Here is a 20158-nt window from a genome sequence, read left to right as displayed (position 1 = left end):
GCCACCTACTGGTGCGAGGAGTTCCACATCGACGGCCTGCGCGTCGACGCCGTCGCCTCCATGCTCTACCTCGACTACTCCCGCGAACCCGGCCAGTGGACGCCCAACGAGCACGGCGGCCGGGAGAACCTCGACGCGGTCGCCTTCCTCCAGGAGATGAACGCCACCGTCTACCGCCGCAACCCCGGCATCGTCACCGTCGCCGAGGAATCCACCGCCTGGGACGGCGTCACCCGGGCCACGCATCACGTCGGCCCCGGAGGCTTCGGCGGTCTGGGTTTCGGGCTGAAGTGGAACATGGGGTGGATGCACGACTCGCTGGATTACATGGCCCACGAGCCGATCCACCGGAAGTACCACCACAACGAGATGACGTTCTCGATGGTGTACGCGTACAGCGAGAACTACGTCCTGCCGATCTCCCACGACGAGGTCGTCCACGGCAAACGCTCACTCGTCTCCAAGATGCCCGGCGACTGGTGGCAGCAACGCGCGAACCTCCGCGCCTACCTCGCCTTCATGTGGGCCCACCCCGGCAAACAACTCCTCTTCATGGGGCAGGAGTTCGCCCAGGGCGCCGAGTGGTCGGAGGCCCACGGTCCCGACTGGTGGCTCCTCGACCCCGCGTACGGCGCCGAACCCGACCACCGCGGTGTCCGCGACCTGGTCCGCGACCTCAACACCGCCTACCGGCACGAACCCGCCCTGTGGGAACGCGACACCGACCCCGCCGGCTTCACCTGGATAGCCGGCGACGCCGCCGACGACAACGTCTTCGCGTTCCTGCGCCACGCCGCCGACGGCACCCCCCTGCTCGCCGTCTCCCATCTCTCCCCCGCCGTCCGCCACGGCTACCGCCTCGGCGTCCCCGAGGACATCCCCGCCTGGCACGAGATCCTCAACACCGATACCGCCCGGTACGGCGGCAGCGACGTCACCAACCCCGACCCCGTCAAACCGGAGCCCCAGGGCTGGCACGGCCGTCCGGCCAGCATCCGGCTGACGCTGCCGCCCCTCGCGACGGTGTGGCTGCGCCCCGCCTAGCACCTGCCGTGCCATCGCCCTGACTGTCCCCGGGGGCTGAACCACCGGGGACAGTCAGGGCGATGGGGCGAGACCCCCCGCCGTCACTCCAGACCGGTGCCCCGCAGCGACGCGGGCAGCTCCCCGGTGTACAGGACTCCCAGTGACTGGGTGGCCCGGGTCAGCGCCACGTACAGATCGCTCGTCCCGTACGAGGCGGGCTCGACCACCAGCACGGAGTCGAATTCCAGTCCCTTGGCCTGCCGGGGGTCGAGGAGCACGACCGTGCGGGTCAGGTCCGGCTCCCGGCCCGCCGTCACCCCGTCCAGCCGGCCGGCGAGCTCGGCGTGCAGGGCGCGCGGCGCGATCACCGCGAGCCGCCCCTCGGCGGGGGTCAGCTCGGCGACGGCCTTGGCGACGGCGCCGGGCAGGTCGTCCCCGGCGTCCCGCGCCCAGGGCCGTACCCCGGTGGAGCGGACGGAGCGCGGCGGCTCGAACCCGGGACGCTCGGCCCGCACCACGCCGGCGGCGACGTCCATGATCTCGGACGGCGTGCGGTAGTTGACGCCGAGCCGTGTGTGCTCCCAGCGGTCCTCGACGTACGGGGAGAGGATCTCCTCCCACGAGCCGACCCCCGCCGCCTCCGCGGTCTGCGCGGGATCGCCGACGAGCGTCATCGACCGCGTGGGACTGCGCCGCATGAGCAGCCGCCACGCCATCGGCGACAGCTCCTGCGCCTCGTCGACGATGATGTGGCCGAAGGCCCAGGTCCGGTCGGCGGCGGCGCGCTCGGCGGCGCTGCGGTGGTCGTCCTCCTCGTGCCGTTCGGCCATCCGCTCGGCGTCGATGATGTTGTGCGCGGACAGGATCTCGGAGTCCTCCTCGTCCTTGTCCTCGAACTCGTACGTCCGCGAGGCGTAGGAGACGTCCAGCACGCCCTGGGCGTAGGCGATCTGGGTGCTGCGTTCCTGGTCGGCCAGCGCCCGTGCGACCCGGTCGTCCGCGCCCAGCAGTTCGGCGGCCTCGTCGAGGAGGGGAACGTCGGCGCCGGTCCAGTCACCGGCACGGCTGCGCGGGCGGCTGATCACTGCCGCGTCATCGTCCGGGAGGTAGCCGTACGGATCGGCCAGGAAGTCGGCGACCAGCCGCTGCGGGGTCAGCCTCGGCCACAACTGGTCGACGGCCGACCAGACTTCGGGGTTCTCGGCGAGTTCGTCGCGGATCTGGGTGATGTCGCTCGCGTCGAGGAGGTTGGAGCCGTCGAAGGGGTCTGTGCCGATGCGTTCGGCCAGCATGTCGGTGAGCGTGTTGAGGATGTGGCCCTCGAAGTGCTCGCGGGCGGCGTTGTGGGGCAGGTCGGCCGCGCGGGCGCGTTCCCGGGCGACCTGGACGAGGCCCGCGTCGAGCATCAGGACGTCCCGGTCGTGCTCGATCGCGATCACCGGGTCGGGGAGCGCCTGGCGGTCCCGGACGACCTCGGCCAGGACGTCGGCCATCCGGGCACGGCCCTTGACGGCGGCCGCCTCGGGGGTGTCGAGGGCCCTCGCGTGGACGCCGGGGAAGAGTTCGCCGACGGTGGAGAGCAGTACGCCGGTCTCGCCGAGGGAGGGCAGCACCTCGCCGATGTAGCCGAGGAAGGCCGGGTTGGGGCCCACGATCAGGACGGCCCGCTTGGCGAGCAGTTCCCGGTACTCGTACAGCAGATACGCGGCGCGGTGCAGGGCGACGGCCGTCTTGCCGGTGCCGGGGCCGCCCTCGACGACCATGACGCCCCGGTGCGGCGCGCGGATGATCCGGTCCTGTTCGGCCTGGATGGTCTGCACGATGTCGCTCATGCGGCCGGTGCGGGCCGAGTTGAGGGCGGCGAGCAGCACGGCGTCGCCGGTCGGGTCCTCGTGGCCGGTGCGCTCGCGGTCGCCGAGGTCGAGGATCTCGTCGTGCAGGTCGGTGACGTGCCGGCCCTCGGTGGTGATGTGCCGACGGCGGCGCAGGCCCATCGGGGTGTGACCGGTGGCCAGGTAGAAGGGGCGGGCGACCGGGGCCCGCCAGTCGATGAGCATCGGGGTACGTTCGGTGTCGTCGGCGCGGATGCCGATCCGGCCGATGTGGTGGACGACGCCGGCGGGCGTCGCCCCCGGTCGGGGCGAGAGGTCGATCCGGCCGAAGCAGAGCGACCCGTCCACGGCGTTCAGCGCGGCCAGCAGTCCCGAGCGTTCGGCGACCAGGATGTCCCGTTCGAGCCGGGCCTGCCTCGGTGTGTTGCCCTGGGCGAGCGCGTCCCCGACGGAGGCCTCGGTGGCATCGCGCAGGGCGTCCACCCGCGCGTACAACCCGTCGATGAATTCCTGCTCGCTTCGTAGTTCATCGTCGGGGAATTCTGTGTGCGTTCCCTTGTTTGACAATTCCGCTCCCACCCAGATATACTGCGCCTACTGAACTTCTTTGCGACTCGATCCCTCGAAGTCGCGAATCATCGAATATACGCAGAGAAATCCCCCGGGCGCAATTGCCCAGGGGATTTTTTGTGTGCCGGGCGGGTCAGAGCACGTCGGACAGTTCCTGGAGCAGCCGCCGCTTGGGCCGGGCTCCCACCATCGACTTCACGGGCTCACCGCCGCGGAAGACCATGAACGTCGGCATCGAGAGCACGCCGTACGCCATCGTCGTCTCCGGATTGGTGTCCACGTCCAGCTGGACCACCTTCAGCCGGTCCCCTTCCTCGAAGGCCAGCTCGCTGAGCACCGGCCCCATCTGCCGGCACGGCGGACACCAGTCGGCCGTGAACTCCACCAGCACCGGCAGATCCGCCCCGATCACCTCCGCCCCGAAGTCCGCGTCCGTCACCTCGGCCACACCTGCCGCCTTGATCACCGTGTCCGCCCTCCCAGTTCGCATACGGGTTCCGGACCGCCCGGAACCTCCGCGTCGGCCGCCAGCTCGTCGCGCGCCCGTTCCGCCCGTGCCAGCTGCTCGCCGACCTGGGCGCGCACCGACCGCAGCTCGTCGATCAGGGCGTCCAGCTCGCCGAGCTTGCGGCGGTATACCTCCAGCGACGCCGGGCACGAGTCGCCCTCGGGATGACCGGCCCGCAGACACTCCACGAAGGGCCGGGTCTCCTCCAGGTCGAACCCGAAGTCCTGCAACGTCCTGATCTGCCGCAGCAGCCGCAGGTCGTCCTCGTCGTAGGTCCGGTACCCGTTCCCGCCCCGCCTCGCGGGCAGCAGCCCCCGCGACTCGTAGTAGCGCAGGGTCCGCGTGGTCGTCCCGGCTCGTGCCGCCAGCTCGCCGATTCGCATGCCCCGACGGTAATCCTTGACGCCGACGTGAAGGCAAGCACCCGCGGGCGGACGCCTCAGCGGGCGGTGGGCGGCAGCAGCGGTTTCCGGTCCACCGGCGACGACAGCACGATCGAGGTCGTGGTCCGCCCCAGCGCGGAGGTCTGTTCCAGGACGTCCTCCAGATGGATCGTGTCCTCGACGGCGACCTTGAGAATCCAGCAGTCCTCGCCGACGACGTGGTGGACCTCGGTGATCTCGGGACGGGCCAGCAGTTCCAGGGTCCGCGGGTGCTTGAGCGTGTAGCCGCCGTGCGGATTGACGCGGATGAAGGCCTGGATGCCGTAGCCGAGGCGGGGTGCGGACACCCGGGCGCCGTATCCGGTGATCGCGCCCGTCGCCTCCAGCCGGCGCACCCGCTCCGCGACCGCCGCCGGGCTCAGCCGGACCCGGCGGCCGAGCTCGCTGAGCTTGATACGGCCGTCGCTCTGGAGCAGCTCCAGGATCTGCCGGTCCAGCGCGTCGAAGGCCACCGACGTTTCGCCGGAGAGGGCGCGTGACTGCCGTGGTTCTTTCGGTGCGACGGCCGGATCTCCCATGTCTCCCCCTTCAGACCTGTCCCCTGCGACGGGAGAATTATGACCACAGGCCGCGGAACCGTGAACGCCCGGTGACCGGTGACGGGCGCGCGGGAACAGGGGAGGGCAATGTGCGGGAAATCTGCGTGATCGGCGGAAACCGGTATTTCGGAAAGCGTCTCATTGACCGGTTGACGGCCGCGGGAGACCGGGTCACCGTCATCAATCGCGGCTCGTCGGCGCCGCCCGCCGGGACGATTCATCTGATCGCCGACCGCAATGACGAGAACTCGCTGGAAAAGGCGCTGGATTCACGGACGTTCGACGTCGTCGTCGACCAGGTCTGCTACACACCGCGGCAGGCGGAGATCGCCCGCCGGGTCTTCGCGGGGCGCACGCGCCGGTATGTGATGACGTCCACCGTCGAGGTGTACGAGTACGAGGACACGGCGGCCCCGGTCGGCGAGGACGCCGTGGATCCCGGTACGGTCGCCGTCGATCTCGGCCTCCCCTGGGACGACGCCGACTTCCTCGACGCGCACTACGGCGAGGGCAAGCGGCAGGCCGAGGCGGCGTTCGCGGCCGACCCCGGCTTCCCGTACGTGGCGGTGCGCGTCGCCCATGTACTGGGCGGGGACGACGACTTCACCGGCCGGCTGGAGCACTACGCCGACCGGATCCGCACCGGCGAGACGATCGCGGTGCCTCCGGTGAACCACCCGGCGACGTACATCCATGTCGAGGAGATCGCCGACTTCCTGTTCTGGACGGTGGGCGAGGACTTCACGGGCCCGGTCAACGCGGCCTCCCACGGACCGCTGACCACAGAGGAGTTGTGCGACGCGATCACCGCGTACCTCCCGGACGGCAGGACGCTCCTGCGGGCCGTCGAGGTGGGCGAGGTCTCCCCCTTCTCCTTCAGCCGTTCCTACGGCATGGACAACTCCCGGGCCACCCAGCTCGGTTTCTCCTTCGGTGACGCGCGGGTGTGGCTGCCGCGTGCTGTGGCCGAGACCCTCGGAAAGGGCAACTGACATGCGCTACCGCACACTTGGCGGCCTGCGGGTGAGCGCCGTCGGGCTCGGCGTGATGCCGCTGTCCATCGAGGGCCGTCCGGACGAGGCGCGGGCCCTGGCCACGGTGCACGCCGCTCTCGACGCGGGCGTCACCCTCCTCGACACGGCGGACTCATATCATCTGCCGGGCGACGAGCCCGGCCACAACGAACGGCTCGTGGCCCGCGCCCTGGCGACCTATGGCGGTGACACCGCGGACGTCCTGGTGACCACCAAGGGCGGGCGCGGCAGACCGGCCGACGGCACCTGGACGGTGAACGGCTCCCCGCGTCATCTCAAGGCGGCCGCGGAGGCCTCTCTGAAGCGGCTGGGCCTGGAGGCGATCGGCCTCTACCAGCTGCACAAGCCCGATCCCGCCGTCCCCTTCGAGGACTCGGTCGGCGCCCTGCGCGACCTGCTCGACGCGGGCACGATCCGGCTGGCCGGCATCTCCAACACCACCGTCGACCAGATCCGCCGGGCCCACGCGATCCTCGGCGACCGCCTGGTCTCCGTCCAGAACCAGTACTCCCCGGCGGTTCAGGACAGCGACCCCGAACTGCTTCTCTGCGCGGAGCTGGGGCTCGCCTTCCTGCCGTGGAGCCCGCTGGGCGGCATCTCCCGCAGTTCCCTGGACGGCCCGTCCGGCACCGGCTCCCCAGACGGTTCCCCGGAGGGGTTCGGGGCGTTCCACGCGGTGGCCCGGGAACACGGTGTGAGCCCTCAACAGGTCTGTCTCGCCTGGCTGTCGGCGCGGTCCCCCACGGTGATCCCGATCCCGGGCGCCAGCCGCCCCGAGACCATCCGGGACTCGGCGGGGTCGGCGGACCTGGTGCTGGGCGCGGAGGACCTGGCCCGTCTGGACACGGCGACGGCCCACCGGCGCCCTCCTGCCACGGGCTGACCGTTTCGTGGGCCGAGGGTCAGACCATGACCCCGGCCGACTCCTCCACCTCCAGGAGTGACGCGCTCTGCCGCTCCGCCTCGAAGGCCTTGTGCCCGCCACGCAGGCCGAACAGCCGCTTGGTGAGAGCGATGTAGAGGACGGCGAGGATGTTCAGGACCAGCGTCGCGATCTTCAACCAGCTGATGTGCTCGGTGAGTTCGTAGATCTCCAGCGGGAGGAACGCCGCGGTGGCGACGACCGTGAGGTACTCCGCCCAGCGCTTGGCGTACCAGAGTCCGAACGCCTCGACGAGCTCGACCAGCGCGTACACCAGCAGCAGGACCGCGACCAGCAACAGGGTGGAGTGCTTGTAGCCGAAGGTCTTCTGGATGGTGCCGACCACGGGCGAGTGGTCGAGGTCGTAGTGGAAGTGCCGGAAGACCGGCCGCAGGACGTCGAGGTATTCGTCGAAGAGCCGGCGGACCGCGTGCCGGCTGTTGCTGAACTTCCAGACGGCGGCCGCGACCAGCACGATGAACACCCCGCGCACGGCCCGTTCGATCGCCAGGAAGCGCAGGATGAACAGATCGCGGAGCACCTTGCCGCGCGGCACGAGCGGCGCCTCGTCGGCGGGGCCCGAGCCGTGCGGATCGCCGAGCGCGAAGTCGCCGCAGCGCAGGCAGCGCCAGGCCTCGCCGAGGCCCGTCTCGGCGCACAGCCGCTCCCGCAGCACCCGCTCGTCGGGCGCGTACGTCACGTGGCCGCGCCGCGCGCACGTACGCCGGTCCCAGTCGATCTTCATCCTCGGTGTCCTCCGCAGAACGTGTCGTGCCGTGCCGGTCGATCCGGCACGGCACGGTAGTGCACATGTTCTACGAGACGGCGGCCCGCGGGTCACGGTTCCGGGGCGGCCGGGACATCACGATGGGAAGCGGTCAGCGGGCCGCGTTCCCCGCGGACGAGTTCTCCTCCGACGACACCTCGTCAGCGACCTGGGCGTCGGTGGTGGCGACGGCAGAGGCGACGGGTTCGGCCGCGGTGCTCGCCTCAGCATCGGTTGCGCCGTCGGCACCCGCCTCGGGGCCGCCCTCGGCCTCGTTCCCGGTCACAGCGCCGTTCCCACCCTCGGTCTCGGTCTCCGCGTCGACCCCGGTACGCGTCTTGCGCGGCAGCAGCACCGCCACCAGCAGCGTGCCCACGCCCAGGATCACCGCTCCGACGAGGCTGGTGTGGGCCACCGCGTCCGAGAAGGACGAACCGACCGCGTCCGCCATCTGCCGGGCTCCGTCGGCGAGTTGGCCGGCCTGCGCCTTCAACTGGGCCGCCTGCTCCGCGTTCGTCGTCTGCGCCGCCTGTTCGCCGAGCTGACGGGCCTTGCCGCCGATGCCCTGGGCGACGGCGTATCCGGCGCCCACCGAGTCCTGGGCCGTGGACAGGGCGCCCGCGGGAAGCTTGCTGCCGGCGGTGGCGTCCGCGAGGTGCGAGGAGTACGAACCCGCCAGCACCGAGCCGAGGATGGCGATGCCGAGCGAGCCGCCGAGCTCCAGCGAGGTGTCGTTGACCGCGCCGCCGACTCCCAGTTCGGCCTCCGGGAAGGCGCCCATGATGGCGTCCGTGCAGGGCGAGAGCGCGAGCCCGATGGCGAGACCGAGGATGACGAGGGGCAGGACGAAGTCGCCGTACGCCGAGGAGGCGTCCACCCGGGTGAGCAGTGCCAGGGCCACCGTGCCGCCGACCATGCCCGCGGTGACCGTGAACCTCATGCCGATGCGCGGAGTGAGGTACCCGGTGAGCGCCGAGCCCACGAAGACGGCGCCCGCGAGCGGCAGCATCCGCACTCCGGTGTCCAGCGCGTCGTAGCCGAGGACGAACTGGAGATGCTGGGTGAGGTAGTAGAAGGCGCCGAAGACGGCCAGGAAGAAGAGGGCGACGGCGAGGTTCGAGCCCGCGAAGCGACGGTGGGCGAAGCGTCGTACGTCGATGACCGGGCGCGGGTGGCGCAGCTCCCACAGGACGAAGAGGAGCAGTCCGGCCCCGGCGACCACCGCCGCGGTCACGGCCTTCACGCCCCACCCGAAGTGCGGGCCTTCGATGATCATGTAGACCAGCGAGCCGATCCAGACGACGGAGAGCAGCCCGCCGACGTAGTCGATGCGGTTGTGGTGCGCGGCCTTGGACGGCGGTACGAGCACGAGGGCGCCGACGATGGCGAGGACCGCGATCGGCACGTTGATCAGGAAGGTGGACGACCAGCCGTGGTGCTCCAGCAGGGCGCCCGCGACCAGCGGCCCGGCGGCGATCGCGAGTCCGGCGGTGGCGGTCCACAGGACGATGGCCTTGGCCCGTTCGGCGCGCGGGAAGGTCGCGGCGAGCAGGGAGAGCGTGGCGGGCATGATCAGCGCGGCGCCGACACCCATGACGGCGCGGGCCGCGATGACCCCGGTGGAACTGTCGACGAGCGAACCGGCGACCGCGCCGCCGCCGAAGACGACGAGCCCCAGGACGAGCGCGCCGCGCCGGCTGTACTTGTCCCCGATGGCACCGAGCAGCAGCATCAGCGCGGCGTAGGGGACGGTGTATCCGTCGATGACCCATTGCAGGTCGGCGCTGGACAGGCCGAGGTCCTGGGTCATGTCGGGAGCCGCGACCGTGAGGGCGGTGTTCGCCATCACGATGATCAGCAGACTCAGGCAGAGCACCAGCAGCGCCCACCAGCGCCGGGCGTAGGGCCGGTCCATCCTCTCGACCGGTTGGTTCATGACGAGACGCATGGCTACGGTCGCCCTTCCTTGATCGACGGGTACGGAGATCCGGGATCCGTCCGCACCAGGACTTGCACAATGGAGTGCAATTGCACAACGCTGCGCAATCTACGAGATTGCACAGCGCTGTGCAAATGAAGGAGGTGGAGACCCTGTGACCGCAGCAGGGGAGGTCGCCCCGGGGGCGGGCAGAATGGCAGCCATGACCACGGGTAACCCGAGCCGCGCCGATGTGAACCGCCGCCGCATCCTCGATGTCGCACTCGCCGAACTGCTGCGCGACCCCGACGCGTCCATGGACCAGATCGCACGGGCGGCGGGTGTCGTACGGCGCACGGTGTACGGGCATTTCCCCAGCCGCGAGGCGCTGATCGGCACCCTGACCGACGAGGCCGTGGCGGCGGTGGCGGCGGCGCACGCGGCGGGCCGCGAAGGGGTCGCGGACCCGGCCGAGTCGCTGGCCCGCTCGACCCTCGCCGTCTGGGAGATCGCCGACCGCTATCGGCTGCTGGTCGCCCTCGCCCAGCGCAGCGTCACCATGCAGGGCATCCGCGAGCGCCTCACGCCCGTCCGCGAGGCCTGCGCCGAGATTCTCCGACGCGGCCTGGACCAGGGCGTGTTCGCGTCCCCGCTGCCCCCGTACGCACTGGCCTACGTGCACGAGCAGACCCTGTTCGCCCTCATGGAGGCGGTGAACGACGGCCTCCTGGCAGCCGAGGAGGCGGGCAGCTCCGCCACGGTCACCATGCTGACCGCGGCGGGCGTACCCGCCTCGAGCGCCACCGAACTGGTGGCGAAACTGAGCGACTGAGTCCTCGGAGGGGTCCGGACCTTCGATCCTCCGTCGCCCTCGGCGATGCACCGGGCGGCCAGGTGGGGGGAACCTGACCGCCCGGCGTCTCAGGAGGGGGCGGGCGCCCGCGGACCGTGCACCCGGCTTCCCGCGGACCGCGCACCCCACGCTCGCGCGCCGCCCACCCGCGCGGAGCCGGAGTTCCTACGCCTGGGCCGGCTCCTTCTCGCCGCCCTGCGCCGGTACGTCCGCGTGGGCATCGGCGGCGGTGCCGGCATCCGCGTCGGCGTCGGCGTCGTCCAGCAGGGTCTTCTCGTCGAAGGGCAGCTCCCCGGCGAGGACCTTGGCCACCCGCTCGTTGTCGATCTCCTTCGTCCAGGTGCCGATCAGGACCGTGGCCACGGCGTTGCCGGCGAAGTTCGTCAGGGCGCGTGCCTCACTCATGAAGCGGTCGATGCCGACGATGAGGCCGACGCCGTCCACCAGGGCGGGCTTGTGCGACTGAAGGCCGCCGGCCAGGGTGGCGAGGCCCGCCCCGCTGACGCCCGCCGCGCCCTTGGACGCGACGAGGAGGAAGAGCAGGAGCGGGATCTGCTCCCCGATCGACATGGGCGTGCCCATCGCGTCGGCGATGTAGAGCGAGGCCATGGTCATGTAGATCATCGTGCCGTCGAGGTTGAACGAGTAGCCGGTCGGGACGGTGATGCCGACCACGGGCTTGCCGACGCCCAGGTGCTCCATCTTCGCGATGAGCCGCGGCAGGGCGGACTCGGAGGAGGAGGTGGACAGGATCAGCAGGAACTCCCGGCCCAGGTACTTGAAGAACGTGAGGATGTTCAGGCCCGTCACCACGCGCAGCAGCGTGCCGAGCACGATGAAGACGAAGAGGAAGCAGGTGACGTAGAAGCCGAGCATCAGCACGGCGAGGCTCTTGAGCGCGTCCAGGCCGGCGGAACCGGTGACGGCGGCGATGGCGCCGAAGGCACCGAGCGGGGCGGCCCACATGACCATGGCGAGGACGCGGAAGACGAGGCGCTGGATGTGCTCCACACCGCGCAGGACCGGCTGCCCGGCCGTCCCCATCGCCTGGAGCGCGAACCCGGTGAGGAGCGCGACGAGCAGGGTCTGCAGGACCTGGCCCTCGGTGAACGCCGAGATCATCGTGGTCGGGATGATCGAGAGCACGAAGTCGACCGGCGGCAGGGCCTCCGCCGACACCTGCCCCTGTCCGGCCTCCTTGACCGCGTCGGTCAGCGCCAGGCTGCTGCCCGGCTCCAGGATGTTGCCGACGACCAGGCCGATGGCGAGCGCGACCAGCGACATGACCAGGAAGTAGCCGAGTGCGATACCGCCGACGGCGCCGACCTTGGCGGCCTTGCGGACCGAGCCGATGCCCAGCACGATCGTGCAGAAGATGATGGGGGAGATCATCATCTTGATCAGGCTCACGAAGCCCGTACCGATGGGCTTGAGCTCGACCGCGAAGTCGGGGGCGATCAGGCCCACGGCGATACCGAGGATCACGGCGCCGATCACGGCGATGTACAGATAGTGCGTTCTGTCCCGCTTGGCGGCGGGTGCGGCAGGTACCGTTTGCGGCGTGCTGGCCACGGCTGCCCTCCTTGACGACGTCGTCGGCATCATCCGGCGTGCGGCTCACGTCCGGCGGAACCCGGCGTGCGGCTCACGTCCGGGGAATCCGGGAGGCGTGGGCTCCCGGGGGGATGAGGGGACTATCTCCCGGCGTGTGAGGGCGGTCACCCTTCCGTTCATTGAGTTCACGCACACCGGAGCAGTCGTTCGGCCCCGCTGCCGGACGGAGTCACCCGGCTCCCGATCCCCGGCGGAGTCATGTGGTTCCCGCCGTCCGAAGGAGCACCCGTCCGGGCGAGGCACACTGAACGGCATGCGTCTCCCCCGTGTCCCGCGACCCCGCAGCCTGGCCGGCCAGCTCTTCGGCATGCAGGCCGTGCTCATCGCGGTCCTCGTCGCCGGGTACGCGCTGTTCACCTACGTCAGCGACCGCAGCCAGGCCGAGGAGGCCGCAGGCCGTCAGGCGATGGCGGTCGCCCGCTCGGTCGCCGACGCCCCCTCCGTCCACGAGGCCATCGGCACCGCGAAACCCACCGAGGACCTCCAGCCGTACGCCCTCCAGGTGCAGCGGGACACCGAGGTCGACTTCGTGACGATCATGAATCCGCGGGGCATCCGCTGGACGCACCCCGACGAGAAGCTGATAGGCAAGCACTTCCTCGGGCACATCCGCCCCGCGCTGGCGGGCACGTCCTTCACGGAGACTTACACGGGCAGCCTCGGCCCCTCCGTGCGCGCCGTCACCCCGATCCGGGCCGACGGCCGGATCATCGGCCTGGTCAGCGCGGGCATCAAGGTCGAGGCGATCACCCAACGCGTCCAGGACCAGGTCACGGCCCTGATCGGGGTCGCGGCGGGCGCGCTGCTGCTGGGCGGTATCGGCACGTACGTCATCAACGCCCGGCTGCGCCGCTCCACCCACGGCATGAACGCGGCCGAGCTGAGCCGTATGCACGACTACCACCAGGCCGCGCTGCACGCCGTGCGCGAGGGACTGCTGATGCTGGACGGGCAGTTCCGGGTGGCGCTGATGAACGACGGCGGGCGGGAACTGCTCGGCGTCACGGACGACGTGGTCGGCCGTTCGGTGGCCGGACTCGGGCTGCCCGCGCCGCTCACGGGCGCGCTGCTGTCGGCGGAACCCCGCGTGGACGAGGTCCATCTGACGGACGCGCGCGTACTGGTCGTGAACACCTCGCCGGTGTCCGGCGGCGAACGCCGGGGCACGGTGGTCACCCTGCGGGACGTGACCGAACTCCAGGCGCTGACGGGCGAGCTGGACTCGGAGCGCGGCTTCACCCAGGCGCTGCGCTCGCAGGCGCACGAGGCGGCGAACCGGCTGCACACGATGGTCTCCCTCATCGAACTGGGCCGCGCCGAGGAGGCCGTCGACTTCGCCACCGCGGAGCTGGAACTGGCGCAGGCCCTCACCGACGAGGTGATCTCCGCGGTCAGCGAACCGGTCCTGGCCGCACTGCTGCTGGGCAAGGCGGCGCAGGCGAACGAGCGCGGTGTGGAACTCGTGGTCTCCGAGGACAGCGGCATCGACGACGGACTGCTCCCGGCCTCGCTGTCCGCGCGCGACCTGGTCACCGTCCTCGGCAATCTGATCGACAACGCGATGGACGCGGCGCAGGGCACGGTGGGCGCACGCGTCACGGTGACGGCGTTCACGGACGACTCGGTCCTGGTGCTGCGGGTCACCGACACCGGCTCCGGGGTGGACCCCGCCCACGCCGAGCAGGTCTTCCAGCGCGGCTGGTCCACGAAACCGGCGGGTCCCGGCGGCCGCGGCCTCGGTCTCGCCCTCGTCCGGCAGACCGTGAGCCGTCACGCGGGCACGCTGGCGGTACGCGAGGGAGCCGACGGCGGGGCGGAGTTCGAGGCCCGTCTGCCGCTGCCCACGGTGCCCCCGCCCGCCCGGTCCGCCCGGCCGTCCGAGCCCGCTCTGCCTGGAGGCGACGTATGACCGATCCGATCCGCGTGCTCGTGGTGGAGGACGACCCCGTCGCCGCCGACGCGCACGTCATGTACGTCGGCCGGGTGCCCGGCTTCACGGTGGTCGGCAAGGCCCACACGGGTGCGCAGGCGCGCCGCACGCTGGACCGGACGCCGGTGGACCTGCTGCTGCTCGACCTGCATCTCCCGGACGTGCACGGACTCCAGCTCGCCCGCTCCCTGCGCGCCGCCGGCCATCACGCCGACGTCATAGCGGTGACGTCCGCGCGGGATCTGGCGGTCGTACGGGAGGGTGTGTCGCTCGGGGTCGTCCAGTACGTGCTGAAGCCGTTCACCTTCGCCACCCTGCGCGACCGGCTGATCCGGTACGCCGAGTTCCGCGCCGCGGCCGGCGAGGCGAGCGGCCAGGACGAGGTGGACCGCGCCCTGGCCACCCTGCGGGCTCCTGGCCCGGCCGCGCTGCCCAAGGGCCTGAGCGCGCCGACCCTGGAACGCGTGACCGTCACCCTCCGGGACCGCGCCGACGGCCTGACGGCGGCCAAGGTCGCCGAGGCCGTCGGCATCTCGCGGATCACCGCCCGGCGCTATCTGGAGCACTTGGTGGAGGGGGGCCGGGCGGTGCGCGCTCCGCAGTACGGGACGGTCGGGCGCCCGGAGTTGCAGTACCGCTGGGTGAAGGGCTGACCCGGAAGACGTCAGCCGTTCGGCAGGACGACGGCGCGGCCACTGCGGTGGTACGACCTCCTCGGGACGGCCGAGCCGCACCCCCGGAGCTCCCGGCCCCGCCCCCCGCCAGCGCCTCGATCACCGACAACACCGTGAGCCCCGCGCCGACTTGGCCACTCCCCTCCGCTCCCGTCCGCTCGACGAGCCGAGGAAGGCGCCCAAGTCAAAGCCGCTGCACAGTCATTGACCTGACATCCGCACATCTCTTACGTTCGGCGGGCAGACAACTCGGCTCGCACGACAACGATGTCGGCCCGTAGGAGGTCCTGCCCGTGCGCCCCACCGCCGCCCCCGCACTTCTCGCGACGCTGCTCGCCGCGACGACGCTCACCGCCTGCGGATCCGGTTCCGGGAGTGATCCGGACACCGTGAAGGTGTCGTTCAAGCAGTCCACGGACAACTCGATCCGGGTGATGGACACCTACCTGGGCGAGATGAAGAAGCAGTTCGAGAAGGCGAACCCGGGGAAGAAGGTCGAACTCGTCCCGATCAAGGCTCCGGACTCCGAGTACTACACGAAGCTCCAGCAGATGCTGAGATCACCCAAGACGGCGCCCGACCTGGTCTACGAGGACACGTTCCTCATCAACTCGGACATCACGAGCGGGTACTTGAAGCCGCTCGACCCGTATCTGGACAAGTGGTCCGACTGGGGCCAGTTCATCGACACCGCGAAGGCGGCGGCCAAGGCGCAGGACGGGAAGACCTACGGCGTCCCGGACGGGACGGACACCCGCGGGCTCTGGTTCGACAAGGGCATTTTCGCGAAGGCGGGGCTGCCGGCCGACTGGAAGCCGAAGACCTGGGACGACGTCCTCACGGCCGCCCGCACCATCAAGAGGAAGGTCCCCGGCGTCACTCCCCTGAACGTCTACACGGGCAAGCCCGCCGGCGAGGCCGCCACCATGCAGGGCTTCGAGATGCTGCTGTACGGGACCGGCGACGGCACGGCGGACCCGCTGTACGACACCGCGTCCAAGAAGTGGATCGCCGGCGGCCAGGGCTTCAAGGACGCCCTGACCTTCGTGGAGACGGTCTACAAGGAGAAGCTCGGCCCCGACGTCGCCGACGCGCTCGACCCGAACTTCGGGACCAGCGTCCGCGGTGAGCTGCTGCCCAAGGGCAAGCTCGGCATCGACCTCGACGGCAGCTGGCTCCCGCAGGACTGGCTGAAGGGCTCGGGTCACGAGTGGCCCGAGTGGTCGCGGAAGCTCGGCCTCGCCCCCATGCCCACCCAGCACGGCCAGGCCCCCGGCAAGGTCAGCATGTCCGGCGGCTGGACCTGGTCGATCCCCTCCAAGGCGTCCAACCCCGACCTGGCCTTCAAGTTCGTCCAGACGATGCAGACGAAGGCGAACGCCCAGAAGTGGTACATCGCCAACTCCGGTATCGCGGTCCGCAAGGACGTCGCCGCCGACCCGGCGTACGTACAGGCGCAGCCCGGCATCAAGTTCTTCACGGACCTGGTCGCCAGCACGCACTACCGGCCCGCCTACCCGGCGTACCCGAAGGTCTCGACCGCCGTCCAGGAGGCGATGGAGAGCGTGACGACGGGCGACAGTTCCGTCGACAAGGCGGCGACCACCTACGACGAGGAACTGAAGACGGCCACCGGCAACCAGGTGACCCGGAAGTGAGTGTCACCTCGAAGGCCGCGTCCCCGCCGGTCCGGCCGCTGCGAACCAAGGTCGCCTCCCCTCGCCGGGGAGGCCTCCTGCGCTCCCTCACCCGGACTCTTCCGCTCGCCCCGGCCGTCGTCCTCCTGCTCCTCTTCCTCGCCGGCCCGATCGTCTACTGCGCCTACATCGCCTTCACGGACCTCCAGTTGACGGGCCAGGCGCACTCGTCCTTCGTCGGCTTCGACAACTTCCGGGCGGCGTTCGAGGACGAGGCCTTCATCAACGCCGTTTGGCTGACACTGGTGTTCACGGTGCTGTCGTCGCTGATCGGGCAGAACACCCTGGGCCTGGCCCTGGCCGCGCTGATGCAGCGGGCGTCGAAGCCGGTGCGCACCCTGGTCGGCGCGGTCGTCATCACGGCGTGGGTGCTGCCGGAGGTCGTCGCGGGTTTTCTGCTCTACGCCTTCTTCCGCCGCGAAGGGACCCTGAACGCCATCCTGGACTGGCTTCATCTCCCGTCCCAGAACTGGATGTTCACGCTGCCGATCCTGGCGGTGTCGTTCGCGAACGTGTGGCGGGGCACGGCCTTCTCGATGCTGGTCTACTCGGCGGCACTGGGAGAGATCCCGAAGGAGATCACGGAGGCGGCGGAGGTGGACGGGGCCGGTGGCTGGCGGCGGATGTGGCACATCACGCTGCCGATGATCCGCCGCTCGATCGGCACGAACCTGATGCTCAACACCCTCCAGACGCTCTCGGTGTTCGGGCTGATCTGGGTGATGACGAGGGGCGGTCCGGGAGGCCGCAGCCAGACCCTGCCGCTGTTCATGTACGAACAGGCCTTCCAGAACAGCATGATCGGGTACGGGACGGCGGTGGCACTGCTGCTCCTGGTGGTCGGCTCGCTGTTCTCGCTGGTGTACATGCGGCTGCTGCGGACGGAGGTGTGAGATGGCCGTACTGACACGCGGCGCGACGCTCAGGTCCCGCCGCTCGGGACGGCGCCTGGCGGCGGACGCCGGACTGCTGGTGGTGGCGGCCGCGTTCGCGCTCCCGCTGGCCTGGGTGGTCCTGTCCTCCCTGGACCCGCGCGCGGACCTGCGGGTGAAGGTGCCGGACGGCGTGACGCTGTCGAACTTCGACGCCGTGCTGAAACCGGACATCACCTTCACCCCGCTGCTGAACAGCCTGATCCTCTGCGGCGGCGGCACCGCGTTGACGGTGGTGTGCGCGGCCCTCGCGGCCTATCCCCTCTCGCGCTTCCGGTCCCGGCTGAACCGCCCGTTCCTGCTGACGATCCTCTTCGCGACGAGCCTGCCGATCACGGCGATCATGGTGCCCGTGTACGCCCTGTTCGTGCAGGTCAATCTGATCGACACCCTGCAGGGCACGATCTTCTTCTTCGCCGCCTCCCAACTGCCCTTCGCCATATGGCTGATGAAGAACTTCATGGACGGCGTACCCAAGGAGCTGGAGGAGGCCGCCTGGACGGACGGGGCGTCCTCCCTGCAGTCCCTGGTGCGGATCGTGCTGCCGCTGATGGGGCCGGGCGTGGCGGTGGTGACGGTCTTCTCGTTCGTGATGATGTGGGGGAACTTCTTCGTCCCGTTCATGCTGCTGCTCACACCGGACCAGATGCCGGCGTCGGTGAGCATCAACGAGTTCTTCGGGAACCGGGGGACCGTCGTCTACGGACAGCTCGCCGCGTTCTCGGTCATCTACTCGACGCCCGTGATCCTGCTCTATGTACTGGTGGCCCGGCGGCTGGGCGGGGGGTTCGCCCTCGGCGGGGCCGTCAAGGGCTGAGTGATCGTTCCTGCACGGCCCCATCAGGGCCGCGACCAAAACCGTATGTTCCTACAATCTGTGATTGTGGCCGAACAGACCGTAGTCACCGCAGCCCCGGGCCCATATTTTGTGCGCGTGCACCGACCGCAAGCCCAACAGCCCACCCCGCCCTTCAACGCCTCCGCCGCCCGAAGACTGCGGGCAGCGCTCGGAATGGGGCCCGAGCACGTCGCCTACGGACTGAGAGCCTCGTACGGGCTGCCGTACGTCACGCCCGATCTCGTCAACGCCTGGGAGCGCGGCACCACCGCGCCGAGCAGCCCCGAACTCACCGCCCTCGCGGGCGTGTTGTGGTGCTCGCCGGGTGAACTCATAGGCGCCCCGCGCACCTTGCGCGAACACCGGGTCGCCCGGGATCTCGCCCAGGAGGACGTGGCGCGCGCCGTCGGGCTCGAACTCCTCGCCTACCAGCGGATGGAGGAGTCCGGCGTCTGGCGAGGGAACGAGCGGCAGTCGACCGCGCTCGCCGAGGTGCTCGAACTCTCGCTGCCCGACTTCATCACCGTGACGGGCCGCGACGACCGGCTCGCCGACCTGCTGCGCAGTGCCGTGACGACGCGCTGGCAGGCCTACGTGCGTCCGGTCGCGAAGGTGGTGCCCCTGGACCGGCACCTCCTGGAGACCGTGCTGGAGGAGCTGCACACCGACTACCAGGGGCTGATGGTCGCCACGCTGAACTGGGGCGGTTCGGCCGCCACCGGCTCCGGCGAGTCCGGCCGGGACTTCCTCGACGGGGTGGTCGGCCACTTCTGGTCGGCGGTCCACAGAGATACGTACTGAGGATCAGCACGCTTCGAGGTCAGCGCTCCCTCGACCTCGGTGAGCGCTGACCTCCGTGACCATTCACCGCCCCGAGGGAACTAGAACACCGACTCCGCCTCGTCCATCCGGTCCTTCGGCACCGTCTTCAGCTCGGTGGTCGCGTCCGCCAGCGGCACCATCTCGATGTCCGTGCCGCGCAGCGCGGTCATCTTGCCGAAGTCGCCGCGGTGCGCGGCCTCTACGGCGTGCCAGCCGAAGCGGGTGGCGAGGACGCGGTCGTACGCGGTCGGCGTGCCGCCGCGCTGGATGTGGCCGAGGATGACCGGCTTGGCCTCCTTGCCGAGGCGGCGCTCCAGCTCGAACGCGAGGGCCGTGCCGATGCCCTGGAAACGCTCGTGGCCGAACTTGTCGATCGCGCCGTGGCCGTAGTCCATGCTGCCCTCGGCGGGGTGGGCTCCCTCGGCGACACAGATGACGGCGAACCGCTTGCCGCGCGCGAAGCGCTCCTCGACCATCGCGACGAGGTCGGACGGGTCGAAGGGACGCTCGGGCAGGCAGATGCCGTGGGCGCCGGCCGCCATGCCGGACTCCAGGGCGATCCAGCCCGCGTGCCGGCCCATGACCTCGACGACCATCACACGCTGGTGCGACTCGGCCGTCGTCTTCAGACGGTCCATGGCCTCGGTGGCGACGCCGACGGCGGTGTCGAAGCCGAAGGTGCGGTCCGTCGCGGAGATGTCGTTGTCGATCGTCTTCGGCACGCCGACCACGGGCAGGCCGGCGTCCGCCAGCATCCGCGCCGCCGTGAGCGTGCCCTCGCCGCCGATCGGGATGAGCACGTCGATGCCGAACTCGCGCGCCATGTCCTGGGCGTTGTCGCAGGCCTCGCGGAGCCGGTCGCGCTGGAGCCGGGAGGAGCCGAGGATGGTGCCGCCGCGGGCGAGGATGCCGCTGACCGCGTTGAGATCGAGGGTGCGGTAGTGGCCGTCGAGGAGCCCGGCGTAGCCGTCCTCGAAGCCGATGACCTCGTCCCCGAAGTTGGTGACCGCTCGGTGCACGACCGACCGGATCACTGCGTTCAGGCCAGGGCAGTCGCCGCCTGCGGTGAGAACTCCGATGCGCATCGTGCTGTGTCTCCTGCTCCCTGCTGATTCGTGTGAGCCAGTCCGATTGTTTCACGGCCCGAGGTGGCCCGCCGATTCCCTCCGGCGGGGCACCCGCCGGGCGGCCGGAACGCCGGTCCGGGCCGACCAGGCCGTTTGCCCTGGCGGGCGTCCTA

The 20158-nt window shown here is 70.5% G+C and carries 18 protein-coding genes; 10 read left to right on the top strand and 8 right to left on the bottom strand.

Going from position 1 to position 20158, the window contains the following annotated elements:
* Nucleotides 1–1044: 1,4-alpha-glucan branching enzyme (gene glgB / locus ABZX90_RS28420; RefSeq protein ID WP_355209372.1), on the top strand; the 1044-nt coding region annotated here is incomplete at its 5' end.
* An 83-nt stretch (nucleotides 1045–1127) separates the two neighbouring features.
* On the opposite strand, the gene ABZX90_RS28415 is transcribed toward glgB, so the two are convergent.
* The 4 genes from ABZX90_RS28415 to ABZX90_RS28400 all read right to left on the bottom strand — a co-directional run bounded on the left by ABZX90_RS28415 (nucleotide 1128) and on the right by ABZX90_RS28400 (nucleotide 4897).
* On the bottom strand, nucleotides 1128–3443 hold the full coding sequence (locus tag ABZX90_RS28415; protein ID WP_355209392.1) for an ATP-dependent DNA helicase: 2316 nt from the start codon (nucleotides 3441–3443) through the stop codon (nucleotides 1128–1130).
* Nucleotides 3444–3561: 118 nt separating this feature from the next.
* Nucleotides 3562–3894 (bottom strand): thioredoxin domain-containing protein, encoded by a 333-nt coding sequence (locus tag ABZX90_RS28410; protein ID WP_351127907.1) that lies wholly within the window; start codon nucleotides 3892–3894, stop codon nucleotides 3562–3564.
* Entirely contained in the window at nucleotides 3891–4319 is a 429-nt protein-coding gene (locus ABZX90_RS28405; RefSeq protein WP_351127905.1) for a MerR family transcriptional regulator, read from the bottom strand. Before ABZX90_RS28405 ends, ABZX90_RS28410 begins: the two co-directional genes overlap by 4 nt.
* A 56-nt stretch (nucleotides 4320–4375) precedes the next feature.
* Nucleotides 4376–4897, bottom strand: coding sequence for an Lrp/AsnC family transcriptional regulator (locus ABZX90_RS28400; RefSeq protein WP_351127903.1), 522 nt, complete (start codon nucleotides 4895–4897; stop codon nucleotides 4376–4378).
* Nucleotides 4898–5007: 110 nt separating this feature from the next.
* Here ABZX90_RS28400 and ABZX90_RS28395 point away from each other — a divergent pair, with 110 nt between their 5' ends.
* Nucleotides 5008–5910, top strand: coding sequence for an NAD-dependent epimerase/dehydratase family protein (locus ABZX90_RS28395; protein ID WP_355209367.1), 903 nt, complete (start codon nucleotides 5008–5010; stop codon nucleotides 5908–5910).
* Nucleotide 5911: 1 nt separating this feature from the next.
* On the top strand, nucleotides 5912–6835 hold the full coding sequence (locus tag ABZX90_RS28390) for an aldo/keto reductase (RefSeq protein WP_355209364.1): 924 nt from the start codon (nucleotides 5912–5914) through the stop codon (nucleotides 6833–6835).
* A gap of 19 nt (nucleotides 6836–6854) precedes the next feature.
* Here the strand turns inward: ABZX90_RS28390 and ABZX90_RS28385 are convergent, their stop codons facing one another.
* A complete protein-coding gene (locus ABZX90_RS28385) occupies nucleotides 6855–7619 on the bottom strand; it encodes a DUF2127 domain-containing protein (protein WP_355209361.1) in 765 nt (254 codons plus the stop codon).
* Nucleotides 7620–7752: 133 nt separating this feature from the next.
* Nucleotides 7753–9588 (bottom strand): MFS transporter, encoded by a 1836-nt coding sequence (locus ABZX90_RS28380; RefSeq protein WP_355209358.1) that lies wholly within the window; start codon nucleotides 9586–9588, stop codon nucleotides 7753–7755.
* Between the two features lie 184 nt (nucleotides 9589–9772).
* On the opposite strand from ABZX90_RS28380, the gene ABZX90_RS28375 reads away from it, so the two are divergent.
* On the top strand, nucleotides 9773–10390 hold the full coding sequence (locus tag ABZX90_RS28375; protein ID WP_351127934.1) for a TetR/AcrR family transcriptional regulator: 618 nt from the start codon (nucleotides 9773–9775) through the stop codon (nucleotides 10388–10390).
* 186 nt (nucleotides 10391–10576) lie between these two features.
* On the opposite strand, the gene ABZX90_RS28370 is transcribed toward ABZX90_RS28375, so the two are convergent.
* Nucleotides 10577–12013 (bottom strand): cation:dicarboxylase symporter family transporter, encoded by a 1437-nt coding sequence (locus tag ABZX90_RS28370; RefSeq protein WP_355209389.1) that lies wholly within the window; start codon nucleotides 12011–12013, stop codon nucleotides 10577–10579.
* A gap of 265 nt (nucleotides 12014–12278) precedes the next feature.
* On the opposite strand from ABZX90_RS28370, the gene ABZX90_RS28365 reads away from it, so the two are divergent.
* The 6 genes from ABZX90_RS28365 to ABZX90_RS28340 all read left to right on the top strand — a co-directional run bounded on the left by ABZX90_RS28365 (nucleotide 12279) and on the right by ABZX90_RS28340 (nucleotide 18897).
* On the top strand, nucleotides 12279–13934 hold the full coding sequence (locus ABZX90_RS28365) for a sensor histidine kinase (RefSeq protein ID WP_351127893.1): 1656 nt from the start codon (nucleotides 12279–12281) through the stop codon (nucleotides 13932–13934).
* Nucleotides 13931–14608, top strand: a complete 678-nt coding sequence (locus ABZX90_RS28360) for a response regulator (RefSeq protein ID WP_355209355.1) — start codon at nucleotides 13931–13933, stop codon at nucleotides 14606–14608. Before ABZX90_RS28365 ends, ABZX90_RS28360 begins: the two co-directional genes overlap by 4 nt.
* A 308-nt stretch (nucleotides 14609–14916) precedes the next feature.
* Nucleotides 14917–16287 carry an extracellular solute-binding protein gene (locus tag ABZX90_RS28355; RefSeq protein WP_351127930.1) on the top strand — a complete coding sequence of 457 codons (1371 nt, stop codon included), beginning with the start codon at nucleotides 14917–14919 and terminating at the stop codon, nucleotides 16285–16287.
* A gap of 38 nt (nucleotides 16288–16325) precedes the next feature.
* On the top strand, nucleotides 16326–17219 hold the full coding sequence (locus ABZX90_RS28350; protein ID WP_355209386.1) for a sugar ABC transporter permease: 894 nt from the start codon (nucleotides 16326–16328) through the stop codon (nucleotides 17217–17219).
* 1 nt (nucleotide 17220) lies between these two features.
* A complete protein-coding gene (locus tag ABZX90_RS28345; protein ID WP_355209352.1) occupies nucleotides 17221–18075 on the top strand; it encodes a carbohydrate ABC transporter permease in 855 nt (284 codons plus the stop codon).
* Nucleotides 18076–18186: 111 nt separating this feature from the next.
* A complete protein-coding gene (locus tag ABZX90_RS28340; protein ID WP_351127887.1) occupies nucleotides 18187–18897 on the top strand; it encodes a helix-turn-helix transcriptional regulator in 711 nt (236 codons plus the stop codon).
* 80 nt (nucleotides 18898–18977) lie between these two features.
* Here ABZX90_RS28340 and ABZX90_RS28335 read toward each other — a convergent pair whose 3' ends face one another.
* Entirely contained in the window at nucleotides 18978–20003 is a 1026-nt protein-coding gene (locus ABZX90_RS28335; RefSeq protein ID WP_351127885.1) for an ATP-dependent 6-phosphofructokinase, read from the bottom strand.
* Nucleotides 20004–20158 lie beyond the last annotated feature (155 nt).

It is taken from the genome of Streptomyces sp. NPDC002935 (assembly GCF_040611295.1).
Classification (GTDB): Bacteria; Actinomycetota; Actinomycetes; order Streptomycetales; family Streptomycetaceae; genus Streptomyces.
Note: the sequence above shows the minus strand (reverse complement) of the source record. Positions and strands in the feature narration are given on the sequence as shown.

Coding starts and splice junctions, on each gene's coding strand:
- ABZX90_RS28335 (WP_351127885.1), bottom strand. CDS start 20,003: ATGCGCATCGGAGTTCTCACCGCAGGCGGCGACTGCCCTGGCCTGAAC.
- ABZX90_RS28375 (WP_351127934.1), top strand. CDS start 9,773: ATGGCAGCCATGACCACGGGTAACCCGAGCCGCGCCGATGTGAACCGC.
- ABZX90_RS28345 (WP_355209352.1), top strand. CDS start 17,221: ATGGCCGTACTGACACGCGGCGCGACGCTCAGGTCCCGCCGCTCGGGA.
- ABZX90_RS28360 (WP_355209355.1), top strand. CDS start 13,931: ATGACCGATCCGATCCGCGTGCTCGTGGTGGAGGACGACCCCGTCGCC.
- ABZX90_RS28370 (WP_355209389.1), bottom strand. CDS start 12,013: ATGCCGACGACGTCGTCAAGGAGGGCAGCCGTGGCCAGCACGCCGCAA.
- ABZX90_RS28405 (WP_351127905.1), bottom strand. CDS start 4,319: ATGCGAATCGGCGAGCTGGCGGCACGAGCCGGGACGACCACGCGGACC.
- ABZX90_RS28380 (WP_355209358.1), bottom strand. CDS start 9,588: ATGCGTCTCGTCATGAACCAACCGGTCGAGAGGATGGACCGGCCCTAC.
- ABZX90_RS28400 (WP_351127903.1), bottom strand. CDS start 4,897: ATGGGAGATCCGGCCGTCGCACCGAAAGAACCACGGCAGTCACGCGCC.
- ABZX90_RS28390 (WP_355209364.1), top strand. CDS start 5,912: ATGCGCTACCGCACACTTGGCGGCCTGCGGGTGAGCGCCGTCGGGCTC.
- ABZX90_RS28385 (WP_355209361.1), bottom strand. CDS start 7,619: ATGAAGATCGACTGGGACCGGCGTACGTGCGCGCGGCGCGGCCACGTG.
- ABZX90_RS28365 (WP_351127893.1), top strand. CDS start 12,279: ATGCGTCTCCCCCGTGTCCCGCGACCCCGCAGCCTGGCCGGCCAGCTC.